Raw genomic sequence first — 18,797 nt, 5'->3', positions numbered from 1 at the left:
TCTCCGTCATTCCTGCGGGGGAAGATCGACGCCGTCATACAAGCAGCAGCAGTTACCTCTGGGTAACACCTGTGCAGAGACTTTCTGTCCGTGAGACGGCCGTCCGGTGCTCGCATACTTGGCATATGACGAAGACGGACTCCGCACACCCCGCCGGACCTGCGGCCGAGCGCCGCACCGACCCCGAGCCGCCCCCGCCCGGCGGAGTGCTGTGGACGATCGCCGGCGACGTCCGGGCCCTGCTGATGCTGCCCGCCGCCTTCACCATGCAGGTCGCGCACCCCGCGATCGCGGCCGGTGTCGACGAGTACTCCGTCTTCCGCACCGACCCCTGGGGCCGCGGCGAGCGCTCCCTGCGCTCGGTCCAGCTTTGGGTGTACGGCGGCGAGGAGGCCGCCGAGGAGGGCCGCCGGGTACGCCGCCTGCACAAGGACATCCAGGGCACCGACACCCGCGGCCGCCGCTACCACTCCCTCGACCCCGCCTGCTACGCCTGGGTGCACGCCACCGGCTTCCCGGTCTACCTGTACGCCGGGCGCTACCTGCTGCGCCGCTTCACCCCCGCCCAGGAGCAGCAGCTCTACCGGGAGTGGCTCCAGGTGGGCCGGATCCTGGGCCTGCGCGACCGGGACATGCCGCAGAGCATCGAGGAGTACTGGACGTACTGGGGCCGGATGCTGGCCGAGGAGATCGAGCCCACCGCGGTCGCCCGCGAGCTGATCTCCACCGAGGTGAAGCTGCCCCGGCCGGAGGCCGGCTCGCCCGCCGCGCGCCTGCTGCTGCGGCTCACCTGGCCGGTGCTGCGCGCGGCGTTCCTGCGCTTGCGGGCCTTCGTCACCGTCGGCTACATGCCGCCCGAGGCCCGCGCCGCGATCGGGCTGGAGTGGAGTCCGGCCCAGGAGCGCACGCTCCGGCGGTTCAGCACGGCCGTACGGCTCCTCGTACCGCTGCTGCCCGAGCGGCTGCGGTACCTGCCGATCGCCCACCGGGCGCGGGCCGCGTGGCATGCGGGCCGCCGCTGACGGCCCCCGGTGCGCACGCGGCCCCCGCCGGATGCGGGGGCCGCGTGCGGTGCGGACTCAGTGCCGGTGGCCGGGCCCGGAGCCGTGCTCGGTGTCGTGGATCGTGTTGGTCGCCGCGATCTTCTTCCAGGACTTCGGCTCAGCGGCGGGCTTCGCCGGGGCGGACTGCTGCGACGAGCGGGCCGTGGGCTTGGCCGCCGACGGATTGAGGGCCGAGGCCTCCGGCTTGCCCGGGGTGTAGAGCCAGGTCTCGAAGAGCTGCGCGAGGGGCTTCTTCGAGACCTTCTCGGCGTACCGGACGAAGTCCCCGACCTTGGCGTTGCCGTAGGCCCGCTCGGTCGGCCATCCCTTGAGGATCTCGAAGAACTTCTCGTCGCCGATCTCGTTGCGCAGCGCCTGCAGGGCGATGCCACCACGGTCGTAGACGGCCCCGTGGAACTGGTTCTCCGGACCCGGGTCACCCGGCTTGACCTGCCAGAACGCGTCCTCGGCCGGGCGCAGGGCGTACGCCCAGTCGGCGAGCTCCTGCGCCGTGCCCTCGCCCTCCTTCTCCGACCACAGCCACTGGCTGTAGCGGGCGAAGCCCTCGTTGATCCAGATGTCCTTCCAGCCCTCGACGGACACGCTGTCGCCGTACCACTGGTGCGCCAGCTCGTGCACGACCACCGAGACGTTGGCGCCGTTCTGGAACTGGCGCGGCCCGTAGAACGGCCGCGTCTGGGTCTCCAGGGCGAAGCCGGCGCTCACGTTGGGCACGTAGCCGCCCAGCGCGTTGAAGGGGTACGGCCCGAAGACCCCCTCCAGCCACTCGGCGACCTCGCCGGTCCGCTCCACGCTCGCGCGGGCCGCGCCCGCGTTGTCGCCGAGGTCCTTGCTGTAGGCGTTGAGGATCGGCAGCCCGCTCGCCGTCTTGTCGGTGGTGATGTCGAACTTGCCGACGGCGAGGGTGGCCAGGTAGGTGGCCTGCGGCTTGTTGGAGCGCCAGTTGTAGCGGGTCCAGCCGAGCCGCGAGGTCTGGGACTGGAGCACGCCGTTGCTGATCGCCTGGGTGCCGTCGGGCACGTTGACCGAGACGTCGAAGGTGGCCTTGTCCAGCGGGTGGTCGTTGCTGGGGAACCACCAGACCGCGGAGTCCGGCTCCTGGGCCGCCACCCCGCCGTCGGGCGTGCGCTGCCAGGCCGTCCAGCCGTCGACCTTCAGCTCGGAGGGCTTCCCCGCGTACTTGACGACGACGGACAGCGGGGTGTTGCGCGCCAGCGGCTTCGCCGGGGTGACCTCCAGTTCGTGGGAGCCGGACGTGGCGAACTTCGCCTTGACCCCGTTGACCCGGATCTCGCTGACCTGGAGTCCGAAGTCCAGGTTGAAGCGGGACAGGTCCTGCTTCGCGGTGGCCAGCAGGGTGGCCGTGCCTTCGAGCAGGTCCGTCTTCGGCTGGTACTGCAGGCGCAGGTCGTAGTGCGACACGTCGTATCCGCCGTTGCCGCTGGCCGGGTAGTAGGGATCGCCGATACCCGGGGCGCCCGAACCGGAACCCGCCGCCGATGCCGGGATCACCAGCAGGAGGGAAGCGGCGAGCACGCTCGGGGCGATGACTTTGCGGTGCACGAATGGCTCCAAGTGGTAGGGGAGACAGATCGGTTCACAGAGTGGTCCAAGGCCTTGTCGTTCGACCGTATTCACCCTTGACCGCTCAGGTCATGTCCATGGCCCCTGCTGTCACACGATCGCCATTCGGCCGTCACGGGCCGATGGGCAGCGCGGCGGCGGCGCCGAGGGCACCGAGCGTCAGATAGACCCCGCCGACGACCCAGTGCTGCCGGGCCAGAGCCCGTGGCCTGCGGCGCAGCCACCGGCTGAGGGCCCCGCCGGCGCAGGCGTAGCCGATGTCGAGGAGGGCTCCGAGGGCGAGGAACACCATGCCCAGCAGCCACATCCGGGCGTGCGGATCGGCCGAATCGGGCCGGACGAACTGCGGGAGGAAGGCCAGGAAGAAGAGGGTCACCTTGGGGTTGAGCAGGTTGGCCAGCGCGCCGTCGAGGTAGGCGCGGCCCCACCGCCCGGGCGCCGCCTCCCCGGCGCCGGGGAGGAACGGCCCGGCGCGCAGGGCCCGTACGCCGAGGAACACCAAATAGGCCGCGCCCGCGTGGGTGAGGACCAGGTACGCGGCCGGGGAACGCGCCACCAGCTCCGCACCCCCGGACACGGCGACGGCTATGTGCACCACGGTGGCGCTCTCCACCCCCGCGGCGGTGGCCAGCCCCGCCCGCCGGCCCCGGTCGGCGGCGCGCGTGACGATCAGGACCATGTTCGGGCCGGGGACCAGGATGAGCGCCGACGCGGCGGCGACGAAGGCGAGGAGGGTGCTGAGGGGCATGCGCGGGAGTCCCGTCGTCGAAGGAGCGCCGTCACGGATCGGGGACCGCGGATCCGGATCGCGGACCGCGGACCGGACGGTCCCGCGACGGCAGCCCTTAGCCTGGTCGGGGCCGGTGGAAGGGCCCCGGGCCAATGGAGGGGGAAGTGGACCGTTCCGCGCCGCGCACGTGGTCACCGGCCGAGCTGGACGAGGTGGTCGGCAGCTGGACGACCGGTCCCGGACCGCTGTATCGGCGCCTCGCCGGCGCCCTGCGCAGCGCCGTCCGTACGGGCGACCTCGCCCCCGGCGACCGGCTGCCCGCCGAGCGGACCCTCGCCGCGGCGCTGGGCGTCAGCCGGGCCACGGTGGTCGCCGCCTACGACGAACTGCGCGGCTCGGGCACGGTGGAGAGCCGGCAGGGCAGCGGGACCCGGGTCGCACGGCTGCCGGGCGGCGCGCTGAGGCCCGCGGACGGCCGGGTCCGGGGCGGAACCTCCTCGGCCCTCGTGCAGCGGCTGGTCGACGGCCCGGACGAGGTGATCTCCCTGTCGGTCGCGGCGGAGGGAGCGGCCCCCGAGGTACGGGAGGCCCTCGCCGCGCTGCTGGCCGACGGCCTGGATCCGCTGCTGGCGGAGACCGGCTACCACCCCGGCGGACTCCCGGAGCTGCGGGCGGCCGTCGCCGCCCGCTACGCCGCCGGGGGGCTGCCGACGCGGCCCGGGCAGATCCTCATCACCACCGGGGCCACGCAGGCCCTGGCGCTGGTGGCCCAGTTGTACGTGCGGCGCGGCTCGGCGGTGGTCGTGGAGACACCGAGCTGGCCGGGCTGTCTGGACGCCCTGCTGGCCGCCGGGGCGCGGCCGCGCAGGGTCCCGCTGGACGGGGACGGGGTGCAGGTGCGCGGCTTCCGCGCCGCCCTGCCCGCGGCGGCGCTGGCCCATGTCACGCCGACCTTCCACAATCCGACCGGGATCCTGATGTCCGCCGGCCGCCGGGAGCGGATCGCGGAACTCGCCGCGCGGGCGGGCGTCCCGCTGGTGGAGGACCTGGCCTACGACACCCGGCTGTGGGCCGGGCCGGAACCGGGCCCGGTGGCCGCCTACGCCCCGGCGGGCGCCGAGGTGCTGAGCATCGGCTCCCTGGCCAAGTCGGTGTGGGGCGGGCTGCGGATCGGCTGGCTGCGCGGCCCGGGCCCGGTGGTGGAGCGGCTGGCCCGGCTCAAGACCCGGGCCGATCTGGGCAGCCCGCTGCTGGACCAGGCCCTGGCGGTGCGGCTGCTGCCGCGGGTGGACACCCTGCGGGCCGGGCGGGCGCAGGTGCTGCGGGCCCGGCTCGCGGGTCTGGAGGCCGCGCTGTCCCGCGAGCTGCCCGGCTGGACCTGGCAACGCCCGGCGGGCGGGGCGGCGTTGTGGATCCGGCTGCCCTCCGGAACACGGGCCGCGGTCTTCGCCCAGGTCGCGCTCCGGCACGGGGTCGAGCTGATCCCGGGCTCGGCGACCGACCCGTCGGGCGCGCACGACGCGTACGTCCGGCTCCCCTTCACCCTGCCCGAGCCGAGGCTGACGGAGCTGGTCGCCCGGCTCTCCGGGGCCTGGTCGGCCTTCGGCCGTGTCCCGACGGCCTGGCCCTGACGGTGAGACCCGCACCACTGAACGCGGCCCTACCCGGCATACCAAGCAGTCGGTAGCCTGCCGGGCATGACCCTTCCCCGGCTCGCCGCCCGTCGCTGCTGGCACGCGGCGATCAACCCGCTGCACGCGACGATCTACTTCTCGCCGGATCTCGGCGAGGAGTTCGCCACCCTCGGGATCAAGGACCCGGTCGCCGTCAACCTCGCGAGCCGCGCCGCCGCCATGGGCGCCGTCGGCCCCGGCACGGTGACCGCCACGTTCTACAACTACCGCCACGACCTGATCGCCCGGCACCTGCCGGCCGTGTGGGAGACCGCCACGCCCGAGCAGGCCCTCGCCGCCCGGCTGCGGGCCGCCGACAGCACGCTGCGCCGCCTCCTGGGCCCCGAGGTCATCGCATCGGCCGAGATCGCCGAGGCCGCCGACCTGGCCATGCGCGCCACCGAGGGCTGCACCCGGCACGCCCGCACGCTCTATGCCGCCCACGCCGACCTGCCCGTACCGCAAGCGCCGCACCTGCGCCTGTGGCACGCCACCACCCTGCTGCGCGAGCACCGCGGCGACGGCCACCTCGCCGCCCTGCTGTTCGCGGAGCTGGACCCGGTGGAGGCCCTGATCAGCCACACCGCCACCGGCCGCGGCATGACCGCGAAGTGGATCAAGGCGATCCGCGGCTGGAAGCAGTCCGACCTGGACGCCGCGACCGACCGGCTGCGCGAGCGCGGCGTCCTGGACGGCGCCGGCGGGCTCACCGACGACGGCAGGGCCGTGCGCGAGCGCCTGGAGGCCGAGACCGACCGCCTCGACGCGGCCCCGTACGAGCACCTGGGCGAGCAGGGACTGGCCCGCCTCGCGGAACTCGGCAGCGGCTTCGTCACCAGGGCGATCGGCGCCGGGGCGTTCCCGCGCGACCTCTTCGGCCGGGCCTGACCGGGGGCAACGGGCAGGGTTCCCGCCGTCCGCCACCGCCACCTGCCACAATTGGCAGCCTTCCAGTGCAAACGAAGGCAGGCGGGACCCGATCGTGACGACGTCCATCGAAGGCAGGATCGCCGAGGAGCTCGGCGTACGGGAGCGGCAGGTCAAGTCCGCCGTCGAGCTGCTCGACGGCGGCTCCACCGTGCCGTTCATCGCGCGCTACCGCAAGGAAGCGACCGAGATGCTCGACGACGCCCAGCTGCGCACCCTCGAGGAGCGGCTGCGGTATCTGCGCGAGCTGGAGGACCGCCGCGCGGCGGTCCTGGACTCCGTACGGGAGCAGGGCAAGCTCACCGACGAGCTGGCGGCGTCGATCGCCGCGGCCGACACCAAGGCCCGGCTGGAGGACATCTACCTGCCCTTCAAGCCCAAGCGGCGCACCAAGGCGCAGATCGCGCGCGAGGCCGGCCTGGAGCCGCTCGCCGAGGGCCTGCTGGCCGATCCGTCGGTGGAACCGGCCGCCGCGGCGGCCGCGTTCGTCGACGCCGACAAGGGCGTCGCCGACCCGGCCGCGGCCCTGGAGGGCGCCCGGTCCATCCTCACCGAGCGGTTCGGCGAGGACGCCGACCTGATCGGTGAGCTGCGCGAGCGCATGTGGGGCCGCGGCCGGCTCGCGGCGAAGGTCCGTGAGGGCAAGGAGGAGGCGGGCGCCAAGTTCGCCGACTACTTCGACTTCGCCGAGCCGTTCACCGCGCTGCCCTCGCACCGGATCCTCGCCATGCTGCGCGGCGAGAAGGAGGACGTCCTCGACCTCGCCCTGGAGCCGGAGGCCCCCGAAGACGCTGCGGTCCCCGGGCCGTCCACGTACGAGGGCATGATCGCCCGCCGCTTCGGGGTGAACGATCGCGGCCGCCCGGGCGACAAGTGGCTGGCCGACACGGTCCGGTGGGCCTGGCGCACGAAGATCCAGGTGCACCTCGGCATCGACCTGCGGACGCGGCTGCGGCAGGCCGCCGAGGACGAGGCCGTACGGGTCTTCGCGTCGAACCTGCGCGACCTGCTGCTCGCGGCTCCCGCCGGCACCCGGGCGACCCTCGGCCTGGACCCGGGCTTCCGTACCGGCGTGAAGGTCGCCGTCGTGGACGCGACCGGCAAGGTCGTGGCCACGGACGTGATCTACCCGCACGTGCCCGCCAACAAGTGGGACGAGTCCCTCGCCAAGCTCGCCCGCCTCGCGAAGGAGCACGCCGTCGAGCTGGTCGCCATCGGCAACGGCACGGCCTCCCGCGAGACCGACAAGCTGGCCGGGGACCTCATCACGCGCCACCCCGAGCTGAACCTCACCAAGGTGATGGTCTCGGAGGCGGGCGCCTCGGTCTACTCGGCCTCCGCCTTCGCCTCGCAGGAACTGCCGGGCATGGACGTGTCGCTGCGCGGCGCGGTCTCCATCGCCCGCCGCCTGCAGGACCCGCTCGCCGAGCTGGTCAAGATCGACCCGAAGTCGATCGGCGTCGGCCAGTACCAGCACGACCTCTCCGAGGTGAAGCTCTCGCGCTCGCTCGACGCGGTGGTCGAGGACTGTGTGAACGGTGTCGGCGTGGACGTCAACACCGCCTCCGCGCCGCTGCTTTCACGGGTGTCGGGCATCAGCGGCGGCCTCGCCGAGAACATCGTGGCCCACCGCGACGCCAACGGCCCCTTCCGCAGCCGCAAGGGGCTCAAGGACGTGGCCCGGCTCGGCCCGAAGGCGTACGAGCAGTGCGCGGGCTTCCTGCGGATCCGCGGCGGGGAGGACCCGCTGGACTCCTCCGCCGTCCACCCCGAGGCGTACCCGGTCGTCCGCGCGATGGGGAAGACCGCGGGCGGCGAGGTGGCGGCCCTGATCGGCAACACCGGCGTCCTGCGCTCCCTGCGGCCCGAGCAGTTCGTCACGGAGGCATTCGGCCTGCCCACCGTCACGGACATCCTGCGCGAGCTGGAGAAGCCGGGCCGCGACCCGCGACCCGCCTTCAAGACGGCCACCTTCAAGGAGGGCGTGGAGAAGATCGGCGACCTGACCCCCGGGATGATCCTGGAGGGAGTGGTCACCAACGTGGCCGCCTTCGGCGCCTTCATCGACATCGGCGTCCACCAGGACGGGCTGGCGCACGTCTCGGCGCTGTCGAAGAACTTCGTCAAGGACCCGCGGGACGTGGTCAAGCCGGGCGACATCGTCCGCGTGAAGGTCATGGACGTGGACATCCCGCGCAAGCGGATCTCGCTGACCCTGCGGCTGGAGGACGAGGCCGGGGCCGAGCGCGGCGCGGGCGCCCCCAGGCAGCGCGAGGACCGGCGGGGCGGCGGTGGTGGCGGTGGCCGTCCTCCGCAGCAGCGCGGCGGGGCCGGCGGCCGGGAGGGCGGCCAGGGTCAGGGCCGGGGCGAGAGGGGTCAGGGCGGCCAGGGCGGTCAGGGCCGGCGGCAGGGCGGCGGCAGCGCCCCCGCCCCCGCAAACAGCGCGATGGCCGACGCCCTGCGCCGCGCGGGTCTCACCGCCCCCGAGGAGCGCCGCAAGAGGTAGGAGCCGTCAAGGGTGTGTTGCAGCCACCCGGCGCGTGCGCATCTTCGTACGGGATGGCCGAATCGGTTCCCCACCTGGGGACTTGCCTTGCCAACTCCCGTACAAGATCTGTAGGCATGGTGGAACGCCCGTTCGTCACCCGGCGGACGGGCTTCCGCGTTTTCCCCTCAGGACCGCATTCCCCGAGGCCGCCTCGAAGGCACAGGACGTCATGCCCATGCCCACACACGCCTACCGCCGTTGCCCCGGAAAGGGTCCGAAGAGGGATCACATGCCCCACCGGCAACTCAGCATTCGCAAAAGGTGCGAGCAGATTCTCGGCCATCTGGATCTGACCCACCCCTTCTCCCTCGACGCCCTGTGCGGGCGGATAGCCGAGCGGCGCGGCCGCCCCATCCGGCTCCACCCGCTCCCCAAGGAAGCGGCCGAGTCCGGAGTCTGCGGCTTGTGGGTGGGCACGGCCAGCGTCGACTACGTCTTCTACGAGGCACAGACCACCCCGCTGCACCGGGAGCACATCGTCCTCCACGAGCTCGGCCACATCCTCTTCGGCCACCACTCCCTGGAGGGCGAGGAGCACGACGGCAACGCCCCCGTCGTGCTCGGGCGCACCAACTACACCACCCGCCAGGAGCAGGAGGCGGAGATGCTCGCCAGCATGATCCGCATCCGCACGGCGAACGCCGGCCCGCGGTCCGCGTGCAGCGACCGCGGCACCCTGGCCCGGCTGGAGTCCGCCATGGGGTACGAGCGGGGCAACGATGGCAGCTGACCTCACCGCCTTCGGCAACTGGCTCGCCGTCCCCAGCGTGGTGTGCCTGTGGACCGCCGTCCTGCTCCGGGCCCCCGGAGCCCTGCGCTCCCCCCAGCAGCGCGGCCTGTGGCTGGCCGTCGCCACCGCCGCCGCCGCGATGACGCTCAACCTCCCCGACGTCGTCTCGTACGCGATGGAGCGCGGCCCCGGCTACGCCCACACCATCGGCCTCGTCCGCAACCTCATCGGGGTGCTGTCGGCGGGCGCCGTCCTCTACTTCGTGGCCGCCACCACCCGCGGCCGCCGGCTCCAACTCGCAGCCGGCACCGCCACCGCGGCCTGGCTCACCGCCCTCCTGGCCCTGGACGCGGCCGCGCCCGGCCACGGCACGCACACCATGCCCCCGGTCGGCGACCCGGTGCCCTCCCTCGCGTACTGGCTGGTGCTGATCTCCGCGCACGTGGCCGCCAACACCGTCTGCGTGGCCCTGTGCTGGCGCTACAGCCGCCGCACCGAGAGCCGGGGCCTGGCCGCCGGGCTGCGGCTGTTCGGCCTGGGCACCGCCCTCGCCGGACTGTTCTGGACGGCGTACCTCCTCAAGGCCCTCTTCGGCAGCACCTGGGCGATGCCGGCCCTGCCGCTGCTGATGAACCTGCACGGCCTGCTGCGCGCCGCCGCGATCCTCGTGCCCACCCTGTTCACCCTCCGCCGCACCTGCGCCGACGTCGCCACCGCCTGGCGGCTGTGGCCGCTGTGGCGCGACCTCGTCGAGGCGGTCCCGCACGTCGCCCTCAACAAGCCGCGGGCCGGCCGGCTGGTGGAGCTGCTGTGGCCGCCGGTCCCGCGCAACCTGCTCGTCTACCGCAAGGTCATCGAGACGCGCGACGCGATCCTGATCCTGGGGGAGTACGCCGCCCCGGGCGCCCTGGAACACGCCCGCGGCCAGGTCGCCGGACACGGGGTCCCCGAACAGCGGGCCACCGCCGCCGCACTGGCCCGCGTACTGAAGGAGGCGCGGCAGGCGAAGCTCGACGGAGCGCCCGGACAGCCGGGCGAGGCGGCCGCGCTCGAACTGCCCGCCGCGATCCACACCTCGCAGGAGGGCGGGGACCTGGCGGACGAGGCCCGGTTCCTCGTCGACGTCGCCCAGGCGTACTCCGCGCCCGCCACCCCAAGGAAGTGAACCCGCCGTGACGACCGCAGCGACCACCGTACTGATCACCGGGGCCAGCGCCGGACTGGGCGCGGCCTTCGCCCGGGGCTTCGCGGCCAAGGGCTGCGACCTGGTCCTCGTCGCCCGCGACAAGGACCGCCTCGACGAGGTCGCCGCCGAGCTGGCCCGGGAGTACGGCGCCGCGTCCGAGGTACTGCCCGCCGACCTGCTGGACGCGGCGGACCGCGCAGCCGTCGCCGAGCGGCTCGCCGATCCGGCCCGGCCCGTGGACATCCTGGTCAACAACGCGGGCTTCGGGCTGCCCGCGCCCTTCCCGTACAGCCCGGTCGAGGACGAGGAGCGGATGCTCGACCTGCTGGTCAAGGTCCCGCTCCGGCTCACCCACGCGGTGCTGCCGGGCCTGCGCGCACGCCGCCGGGGCGCGGTCCTCAACGTCTCCTCGGTGGCGGGCCTCCTGCCGACCGGGACCTACGGGGCCGCCAAGGCGTGGGTCACCGCGTTCAGCGAGTCCCTCCGGGTGGACATGGCCCCGTACGGGGTCCGCGTGCTGGCCGTGGTCCCCGGATTCACCCGCACCGAGTTCCAGCAGCGCGCCGGGATGGACGTCAGCGCGCTGCGCGACGCGGTCTGGCTGGAGCCGGAGGCCGTGGTCGCGCAGGCGCTGAAGGACCTCGCCCTGCGCCGCCCGGTCAGCATCACCGGCCGCCGCTACCGCGCCTACGCCCTGGCCGCCCGCCACCTGCCGCGCACGTTCGTGGCCGCCCGCATGGCCCGCAAGCGCCGCCCGCCGACCGAATAGCCACAGCGCGGTCCGCCGGACCCGGGTGGGTCACCCGGCCGGCCCGGCAGCCAGCCCGGCGCCCGGCCCATGACGTGTCCGAGCTCCCCCGCCAGTGAACCGACGCTTCGTCCCCCGCTCGGAACGTCAGAGGGAAAGAAGACCGAGGCGACCGGAATTGTTGATTCCGAACCTAAATTCCGTTACGGATTCTACTATTCCGATTGGTTTGGAGTGGACATTACTTGTGGGTATGATCTTGGTCGGCTCCCCGGTGAGGGTGCCGATTTGCAAGTTCACCGCAAAAATCAACCTTGGTGGCTCACAGGCCGAGAAGCATTGATCTTTGCTGGTTGTAGCATTAGCGGGGGCGTTTCGTGTCAGGTTCAGGCTCAGAGTTGACCGCTCTGGGTGCAGCACATTTTTTCACCACGGGAATGACCGCCCTTTTTTCGATGCCGTCCCCTGTGGAGCCGGCCGGTGTTTTACCGGTGTCCGGCCCTTCCTGATCCGGCCTTCTGTATTCGCCCATGGCGGGTGCCGCTTCCGGTCCGTCCACGTCGCGGGTTGAGCAGGTCTCGACTCCGTACGGTCGGCTGTGCGCGAAGGTGTCATGCTCGGCCTTCTGGGGCGGGCGACCAGGCGTTGTGCCGCCGCATTGACGTAGTTCTGCTTCCGCTGTCGCGAGGGCTTTCCATGCTCTGGTGCATGCCTGGAACCGGATATCTCGACCGGATGCCGCGGCGTGTCGAGGGCAATCATTTTCGTTGAGCGTGCGAAATCAACCCCGGCTCGGCCGGGGAGTTCTGTGCTGCCCGCAGACCAATGAAGATCAAGGCTTATGGCACACCCCTGTCTTCTTGAATTCGCAAACAACTGGTCGCCGACTTCAAGAACTTGCCAAGATGATTTTTCCAAGTAAAGTGATGATCAACTTGTGGTTACGGGCCGGAAATTTCCGGTCCATTTCCGCCATAAGTGCATCTCTGAATAGAGGAATGAAATGAACCGAGTCAAGATTGTGGTCACGGGTCTCGCGGTGGCTATTGCCGCCACGGCCGTCGCAACGACCAACGCGTCCGCGGCACCCGCCCCGGGTGAAACCACCGCGGTCGCCTTCCAGGAAGCCGGCAGTCAGCCCGACAACGTTGTCGGCGATGGCCGCATCGAGGCCCGCAGCTGGGCCGCCGCCGGCCGTGCAATTGTTTCGGGCGTTGTGGGCAACCTGGCCTATGACGGTGCGAAGAAGGTGTTCGGGCACGCTCCGAGGGCTCAGGAGAAGATGTTCCGACGGGGCGGTGTTCCGACTCAGGCCGACACCGGCGCGGCCGCCATGTCTCGCGCTTTCGACTAATCCCACGAAAACCGCTTGATCATCGCTGTGCGGCGGGCCCCTCTGCGGGCCCGCCGCACAGGCTCGCTTGGAGGCGACCGAAACGGTGGAAGAGTCAACTCTCGAAAGTGCGCCGATCGCGCAATGGAGCAGACCCAGGAGAGCTGCGCTGCTGGCGGCCGCTGCTGCCATCCCCCTCGCACTGGCCTTTCATTTCGGCATGACAGCCCTGCATCAAATGCCGTTCAATCCGCTCAAAGAGAAGTACGGCGAAGAAGTCAACGCCTACATGCTGCCGCACTTCGGTCAGGACTGGCACCTGTTTGCGCCGGACCCCGTGGACACGGACAAGGGCGTGCTCGTGCGGGCCCAGAAGCGTCAGCCGGACGGGTCGATCGTCACCACGGAATGGGTCGATGCGACGTCCCCGGATCTGCTGAAACTCTACGGTGAGCGCTTCTGGCCCTCCAGGGAGTTCCGCGTGGGCGCGGGTCTGCCGCAGCTGCTCGAATCCTGGCCCAACCCTGAACTCGAAAAGATGAGAATCAAGAATCAGGGTGCCCGCGAGCCGGGCAATGAGGAGAAGGAAAAGAACAGGAAGGAAGATCCCCCTCTCACTCAGGACGAAGAGGATGCCCGTGACCAGGCAATCCTGTTCGCCCAGTCATTCGCGAGCGCCGAGGCCGGCAAGCTGTGGGGCCGCGATCTCGAATATGTGCAGGTGCGGATCGCTACCAACGAATTTCCCAGATTTTCGCAGCGCTACTCACGCGACGCAAAGGGAAAGGTTTCCTACTACGACCTGCCTTGGGCGAGGCCGGTTAAGGTTGAACAGTGACGAATAAGGAATTCCGCGTCGACGCCCGGTCAAGTACCGCACTCGCCGACATCAAGGCGGTGGTGTACTCCCGCCTCGAGAGCTACAGCGGCAGCCGGCGCGCGCTCACCGGAGCGGCTCTCACCAGAATCGCGCTGGGAGGCATCGGGTTCTGGTTCTATCTGCGGGACTACTTCCGGCGAAGCTTTCTCTGGGGTCCGGAAGGAGTGTGGCCCTGGCAGAACTTCACCGCGCCGGAGAGTGATGTCCTCTCCGTATATGCGCTCAGCAAGTCCGAGGCATGGTTCGAGATGTCCTTCCATCTCGGTGCAGTGATTGCCCTGCTGTTCATGCTGGGATGGAAGACCCGGGCAATGACAGTGCTGCACTATGTCTTCCTGTGGTCGCTTCAGCAGAGGAACCCGATGCTTCTGGACGGTGGCGACAATGCGACCGTCATCGTCCTCCTCTTCCTCGTGTTCGTCGATTCCGGTGCCCGTTTCTCGATCGATGCCTCGCTGCGCCGCAGGAAGCAGGTGACGCCTGACCGGGAAACGATGCGATACCGGATCGGATCACTGCTCCATCACGCAGGGCTGCTCGCAGTCGTCCTTCAGGTCTGTACGATCTACCTTGTTTCCGGAATGTACAAGGTCCAGGGTGAACGCTGGCAGAACGGGACCGCTCTCTATTACATCCTCCGCGTGGGGGAGTTCGGTTGGCCTGGTGTCAATCACATCGTTTACGAGCATGCCACCCTGGTGGTGGCCATGACGTACGCGACCGTATTCTTCCAGATTGCCTTCTCGTTCCTTCTGCTGAAGCGCTCCTTGCGACCCCTCGCTGTCACCTTCGGCGTGTTCCTGCACCTTGGGATCGCTGTATTCATGAGCGGTCTGCTGACGTTCTCCCTCACTATGATCGCGCTGGAACTGCTGATCATGGGAGATGACCACTACCGCCACCTCGCCGAAAGGGCGCGGCAGCTGTTCGGCAGGCCCGTAAGCCTTGAACCTGCGGCCAATGTCGGCTGAGACGAGCACGCTGCCGGGGTCGGCTCGTGGGAGGTGGGCGCAGCGGTCCCGATACCGGTTCCGCAGCCTTCTCCTGCCGTCCGCCATGATCATGGTGGCGCTGGGCTCCGGGATATTCCTCATGCCCCGCCCACCGGCGCTCAGCGGCGCAACGACGGGTGATGCCGCGCTCGCCGCCGAGGTGCGCGCGGCGGCCGGCGACGTACGCGGATACCGTGGGATCGCCGTAGCCCTCATCGACGGGGATCGGGTTCGCTTCTCCGGTCTGGGCGAATCGGGCAACCCCGAGCGGCCCGGCGTCGACGAGTCGACCGTCTTCGAAGCCGGCTCACTCGGCAAGCCGATGACGGGGATGCTTCTCGCCGAGCTGGCCTCCCGGCAAAGTCTGAACCTCGATGTACCCCTGCAGGACCTGCTGCCCGATATGAGCTTCCGTGACAGGGCGTTGGGAGCGGCCTCCCTCCGAGACCTGGCAAGCCACCGGGCCGGGCTCGACCTGATGCCCGCGAATCTCGACACCTTCCTTCGGGGCGCAGAACTCAAGACCCTGGGCAAGGACCCCTATCGCGGCATGACCCAAGGGGACGTGTTCACAGCCGGACAGAACGCTGTTTCCTCGGGCACCGGAAGATTCCGGTACTCGAACCTCGGCATGGCGCTCGCCGGCCAGACGGCCGCCCGGGTGCGGGACAAGCCGTATGAACAGCTCTTGCAGGAGCACGTGCTCACGCCTCTGGACATGCGCGGCACTCGGATGGTGCACTCCGGCACCACCGTGCCGCCCAACAGTGCAACAGGGTACAAATCCACTGGTGCTGTCATGGAGCACTGGCTGACCTCGGGCTACACACCGGCAGGGGACGTCTGGTCGACGAGCGAAGACCTCGCGCGCCTGCTGCAGGCCCAGCTGAACGGCACGGCGCCCGGTGCGGAAGCAGCGGTGCCGCGGTTCGACGCCGGGAAGGCCGGGCAGATCGGACTGGGCTGGTACACCACCCGGACGCAGGGCCGGGACATCACCTGGCACGACGGAGTGTCCGGCGGATTCACCTCTTACATGGGTTTCGACCGGTCCAGCCGCAAAGGCGTTGTCGTTCTCTCCAACACGAACCGCCCGGTCCAGGCCATCGGGAAACGCCTCCTGGGTCTCACCGCAGACGCGGACCCGGCACTGGCCACGACTCGAACAGCACTGACCGCGCTGTGCAGCACAGGAGCGGCCGGCCCCGTTCTCTACGTGGCCCTGCGCAGATTCCCGAGGCGGAGCCACGGCATCCACCTCGGCATCAGCACCGTCTTCGGAGTCGCCCTGCTCGCTCTCGTACGTCGTACCGGTGACTGGCTGTCAGTTCCACCCGTTGTCTGGGCGCTGGGAGGCGCCCTCCTGTCCGCCGGCATCCTGCTGGGCGCCCGCCGCCGTCCGTCACCGGGCCACGATCGGCAAGCAGGGAGAGAAGTCGTTCTCCCGGCGGCCCGGTACGGAGGAGCTCTCCTGTTGTTGCTTTCGCTCGTCGTAGCCGCCGAGCTCTGAGGAAATTCGAGGTATCCATGAGCCGTACCCACGCCGCAGTTGTGGGAACGGGGCCCAACGGCCTGGCGGCCGCAGTGACCCTGGCCCGCGCCGGACTGCGCGTCGAGATGTACGAAGCCGCAGATGACATCGGCGGAGGGCTGCGCTCCAAGCCCCTCTTCGACAGCGATGTACTCCACGACATCTGCGCGGCCGTCCACCCGATGGCTGCGGCGTCACGGTTCTTTCGCGAGTTCGACCTCGCCGCCCGCGGCGTAGAGCTCCTGCACCCCGAGATCAGCTACGCCCACCCCCTGGACGGCACCCGTGCGGGCCTCGCGTTTCGCGATCTGGATGCCACCTGCCGGCATCTCGGCCCCGACGGGGCCCGCTGGAAGGCGACGATGGAGCCCCTGCTGGGTCACAGCACGGGTGTCGTCGACATGCTCCTCTCCGGCCAGCGCCGAATCCCCCACGACCTCCGGGCCCCCCTCGTGCTGGCGCCCAGAGTCCTCGCACACGGCGGTCCGCTCGCCGGAGGAGTGTTCCGGACCGAGCGGGCACGGTCGTTGCTCACAGGTGTCGCCGCTCATGCCGTCGGCAGACTGCCCAGTCTCGCCGCCGGTGCGGTGGCTCTGCTCCTGGGACACCTTGCACACGGCACGGGATGGCCGATTCCACGGGGCGGCAGCGTCCGCATCGCCCAGGCCATGGCGGACGACATCACGGCACATGGCGGCAGGATCCACACCGGGTGCCGCATCACCGATCTCCAAGAACTCGGGCACGCCGACGCGGTCCTGCTCGACACCAGCCCGAAGGGCCTGCTGCAGATCGCCGGCAGCAGACTGCCCGCCCGCTACACCCGCCGCCTCGCGCGCTTCCGCTACGGCCCCGCCGCCGCCAAGGTCGATTTCCTCGTGTCCGACCCGATCCCATGGGCCGACCCCGAGGTCGGCCGGGCCGGGACGGTCCACCTCGGTGGAACCCAGCGTGAGATGTTCCGTCAGGAGACCCTGACATCAAAGGGCGTCGCCACCGATGAGCCCTTCGTCCTGGTGGTCGACCCCATGACAGCCGATCCGACAAGGGGCCTGCCCGGCAAGCGCCCGGTATGGGCCTACGCGCACGTCCCGAACGGCGACACCCGCGACCCGGTCGAGATCGTACGCGCCCGCATCGAGCGCTACGCCCCGGGCTTCACCGACACCGTCGTCGCCCACCAGGGCATCTCCGCCTCCGGATACGAGGCATACAACCCGAACTACGTGGGCGGTGACATTGCGTCCGGCGCCATGACGCTCACCCAGAGCGTTCTGCGCCCGGTCGCCCAGGCCGATCCCTACCGCACCCCTGTTCCGGGTCTGTACCTGTGCTCCGCCTCGACCCCGCCAGGGCCGAGCGTCCACGGCATGTCCGGCCATCTCGCCGCGCTTTCGCTGCTGCGCCGTGAATACGGAGTCCGGACGGTACCTTCCCTCGCACCGCGCTGCTGAGGCCGAGCGGACCTCGACAGCCCGAAGCCGGGCGCATCTGCGGTGCCGGGGAATCCGGGCGGTCGGCCCGCAGCCGACCGATCGGATCAGCCGCACCCCACCTCGTCGGCATCGCCGTCCGGACCGACGCCGACCACGGAGACACCCCCTAGTACTCCAGCAGTACTTCGTGGTTTGACCTGGGGAAACGTCGGGCGGTGGGGGTGTAGCGGGCAGAGTGCTGTGACGGACGGGTTCTGCCCGCCAGCCCCTCGAAGGAGTGCCCACGACGACGTGAACACCCCGGGTCGGGGAAGCCTCGGGTCATGATCACCGATCAGGCCGAGGCCTGGGACCGAAACCTGGACCACCTCTTCACCACCATCGGGCACCACTTCGGCCGCGTCGAACCCCGCCGCCGGATGCGGGACTACGTGCGCGGACGGTCGCTTCGCAGCTTGAGTCCGCGTAAGGCACGATTCGGTGTGCGTTCCGGTCGGGTAACGATCGGTTCTGGCGGCTCAGGGGTGACATACGGCCCCGTAGAGTACATACGCATCTATATCTTGAACATGTTCAAGTGAACATCGTTCGTACGCCTGGTCGTCCGTACGGGGCTCTTGGGGAGGGACTGCACCATGCGCAGCGGAGTGAAGACCGCCTTCGTCGGCGGCGTGTTCGTCCTGGTGGCGGGCGGGGTGGGGTTCGCGGGCTACGAGATGCTGGGCGGGGACTCGGATGGTGCGGGCCTCGGTGGCGCGGACGCCGCGCCGCTGAACTCGTCAGGGTCCGGGGAGGCTACTGCCAAGGAGGTCGAGCGGACATCGCGGGACTTCCTGGCGGCGTGGGCCCGCGGGGACGCGGACGCGGCGGGGACGCTGACCGACGACCCGGCGGCGGCCGGGGAGGCGCTGCGCGGCTTCCGGGAGACCGGGCACGTGGAGAACGTCGTGGTCACGCCGGGCGCGGCGAGCGGCGCCACGGTGCCGTACACGGTGAAGGCGACCATCAGTTTTAAGGGGCACGAGAAGGAGCTGGCGTACGCCTCGGAGCTGACCGTGGTGCGGGGCAAGAGCAGTGGGCGGGCGCTGGTGGACTGGCGGCCGACGGTGCTGCACCCGAAGCTGATCGAGGGCGCGACCCTGCGGACCGGTGAGGCGAAGACGATCCAGGCGGTGGACCGCGAGGGCCGGGAGCTGACCGCCGAGAAGTACCCGTCGCTGGCCCCCGTGCTGGACACCCTGCGTACCCGGTACGCGGACGGGGCCGCGGGCGAGCCCGGCGTCGAGACCTGGATCGAGCCGGCCGACGCCGACGCGCCGAACCGGACGCTGCTCACCCTCGCCAAGGGAAAGACGAAGAAGGTCCGGACGACGCTGGACGCCGACGTACAGGCCGCCGCCGAGCAGGCGGTGAAGAAGTACGACCGGGCCTCGGT

Annotated in this window: 16 protein-coding genes; 14 read left to right on the top strand and 2 right to left on the bottom strand. The window is 70.6% G+C overall.

The features are described 5' to 3' along the window. Nucleotides 1–125: 125 nt before the first annotated feature. Nucleotides 126–1,022, top strand: coding sequence for an oxygenase MpaB family protein (locus ACWGE1_RS08065; protein ID WP_453419711.1), 897 nt, complete (start codon nt 126–128; stop codon nt 1,020–1,022). A gap of 57 nt (nt 1,023–1,079) precedes the next feature. On the opposite strand, the gene ACWGE1_RS08060 is transcribed toward ACWGE1_RS08065, so the two are convergent. Continuing rightward, a complete protein-coding gene (locus ACWGE1_RS08060; RefSeq protein ID WP_453419710.1) occupies nt 1,080–2,627 on the bottom strand; it encodes a M1 family metallopeptidase in 1,548 nt (515 codons plus the stop codon). Nucleotides 2,628–2,760: 133 nt separating this feature from the next. Further along, nucleotides 2,761–3,396 (bottom strand): LysE family translocator, encoded by a 636-nt coding sequence (locus ACWGE1_RS08055; protein WP_453419709.1) that lies wholly within the window; start codon nt 3,394–3,396, stop codon nt 2,761–2,763. 146 nt (nt 3,397–3,542) lie between these two features. Between ACWGE1_RS08055 and ACWGE1_RS08050 the strand changes: the two genes are divergently transcribed. The 13 genes from ACWGE1_RS08050 to ACWGE1_RS07990 all read left to right on the top strand — a co-directional run. Beyond that, the gene (locus tag ACWGE1_RS08050) at nt 3,543–5,009 is read left to right on the top strand and encodes an aminotransferase-like domain-containing protein (RefSeq protein ID WP_453419708.1); all 1,467 of its coding nucleotides are present in this window, start codon (nt 3,543–3,545) and stop codon (nt 5,007–5,009) included. 66 nt (nt 5,010–5,075) lie between these two features. Then, nucleotides 5,076–5,939, top strand: a complete 864-nt coding sequence (locus ACWGE1_RS08045; RefSeq protein ID WP_453419707.1) for an SCO6745 family protein — start codon at nt 5,076–5,078, stop codon at nt 5,937–5,939. A 94-nt stretch (nt 5,940–6,033) separates the two neighbouring features. Further along, entirely contained in the window at nt 6,034–8,484 is a 2,451-nt protein-coding gene (locus ACWGE1_RS08040) for a Tex family protein (RefSeq protein WP_453419706.1), read from the top strand. A 271-nt stretch (nt 8,485–8,755) separates the two neighbouring features. Then, nucleotides 8,756–9,256: a hypothetical protein gene (locus ACWGE1_RS08035; RefSeq protein WP_453419705.1), complete on the top strand. Its 501-nt coding sequence runs from the start codon at nt 8,756–8,758 to the stop codon at nt 9,254–9,256. Continuing rightward, nucleotides 9,246–10,421, top strand: a complete 1,176-nt coding sequence (locus ACWGE1_RS08030; protein WP_453419704.1) for an MAB_1171c family putative transporter — start codon at nt 9,246–9,248, stop codon at nt 10,419–10,421. The genes ACWGE1_RS08035 and ACWGE1_RS08030 overlap by 11 nt, the downstream gene beginning before the upstream one ends. A 7-nt stretch (nt 10,422–10,428) precedes the next feature. After that, nucleotides 10,429–11,211, top strand: coding sequence for an SDR family NAD(P)-dependent oxidoreductase (locus tag ACWGE1_RS08025; protein WP_453419703.1), 783 nt, complete (start codon nt 10,429–10,431; stop codon nt 11,209–11,211). Nucleotides 11,212–12,193: 982 nt separating this feature from the next. After that, complete coding sequence (locus ACWGE1_RS08020) at nt 12,194–12,544, top strand: hypothetical protein (protein WP_453419702.1); 351 nt, start codon at nt 12,194–12,196, stop codon at nt 12,542–12,544. Nucleotides 12,545–12,611: 67 nt separating this feature from the next. Then, nucleotides 12,612–13,361 carry a DUF5819 family protein gene (locus ACWGE1_RS08015; RefSeq protein WP_453419701.1) on the top strand — a complete coding sequence of 250 codons (750 nt, stop codon included), beginning with the start codon at nt 12,612–12,614 and terminating at the stop codon, nt 13,359–13,361. Then, on the top strand, nt 13,358–14,374 hold the full coding sequence (locus ACWGE1_RS08010; protein WP_453419700.1) for an HTTM domain-containing protein: 1,017 nt from the start codon (nt 13,358–13,360) through the stop codon (nt 14,372–14,374). Before ACWGE1_RS08015 ends, ACWGE1_RS08010 begins: the two co-directional genes overlap by 4 nt. A gap of 85 nt (nt 14,375–14,459) precedes the next feature. Then, nucleotides 14,460–15,905, top strand: coding sequence for a serine hydrolase domain-containing protein (locus ACWGE1_RS08005; RefSeq protein WP_453419699.1), 1,446 nt, complete (start codon nt 14,460–14,462; stop codon nt 15,903–15,905). A gap of 17 nt (nt 15,906–15,922) precedes the next feature. After that, the gene (locus ACWGE1_RS08000) at nt 15,923–17,380 is read left to right on the top strand and encodes a phytoene desaturase family protein (protein ID WP_453419698.1); all 1,458 of its coding nucleotides are present in this window, start codon (nt 15,923–15,925) and stop codon (nt 17,378–17,380) included. A 305-nt stretch (nt 17,381–17,685) separates the two neighbouring features. Then, on the top strand, nt 17,686–17,943 hold the full coding sequence (locus tag ACWGE1_RS07995; RefSeq protein WP_453419762.1) for a hypothetical protein: 258 nt from the start codon (nt 17,686–17,688) through the stop codon (nt 17,941–17,943). A gap of 54 nt (nt 17,944–17,997) precedes the next feature. Then, a partial coding sequence (locus ACWGE1_RS07990) for an NTF2-like N-terminal transpeptidase domain-containing protein (protein ID WP_453419697.1) occupies nt 17,998–18,797 on the top strand: 800 nt, incomplete at its 3' end.

This window comes from Streptomyces sp. NPDC054932 (assembly GCF_053610205.1).
This window is presented reverse-complemented; position numbering and strand designations above follow the sequence as displayed.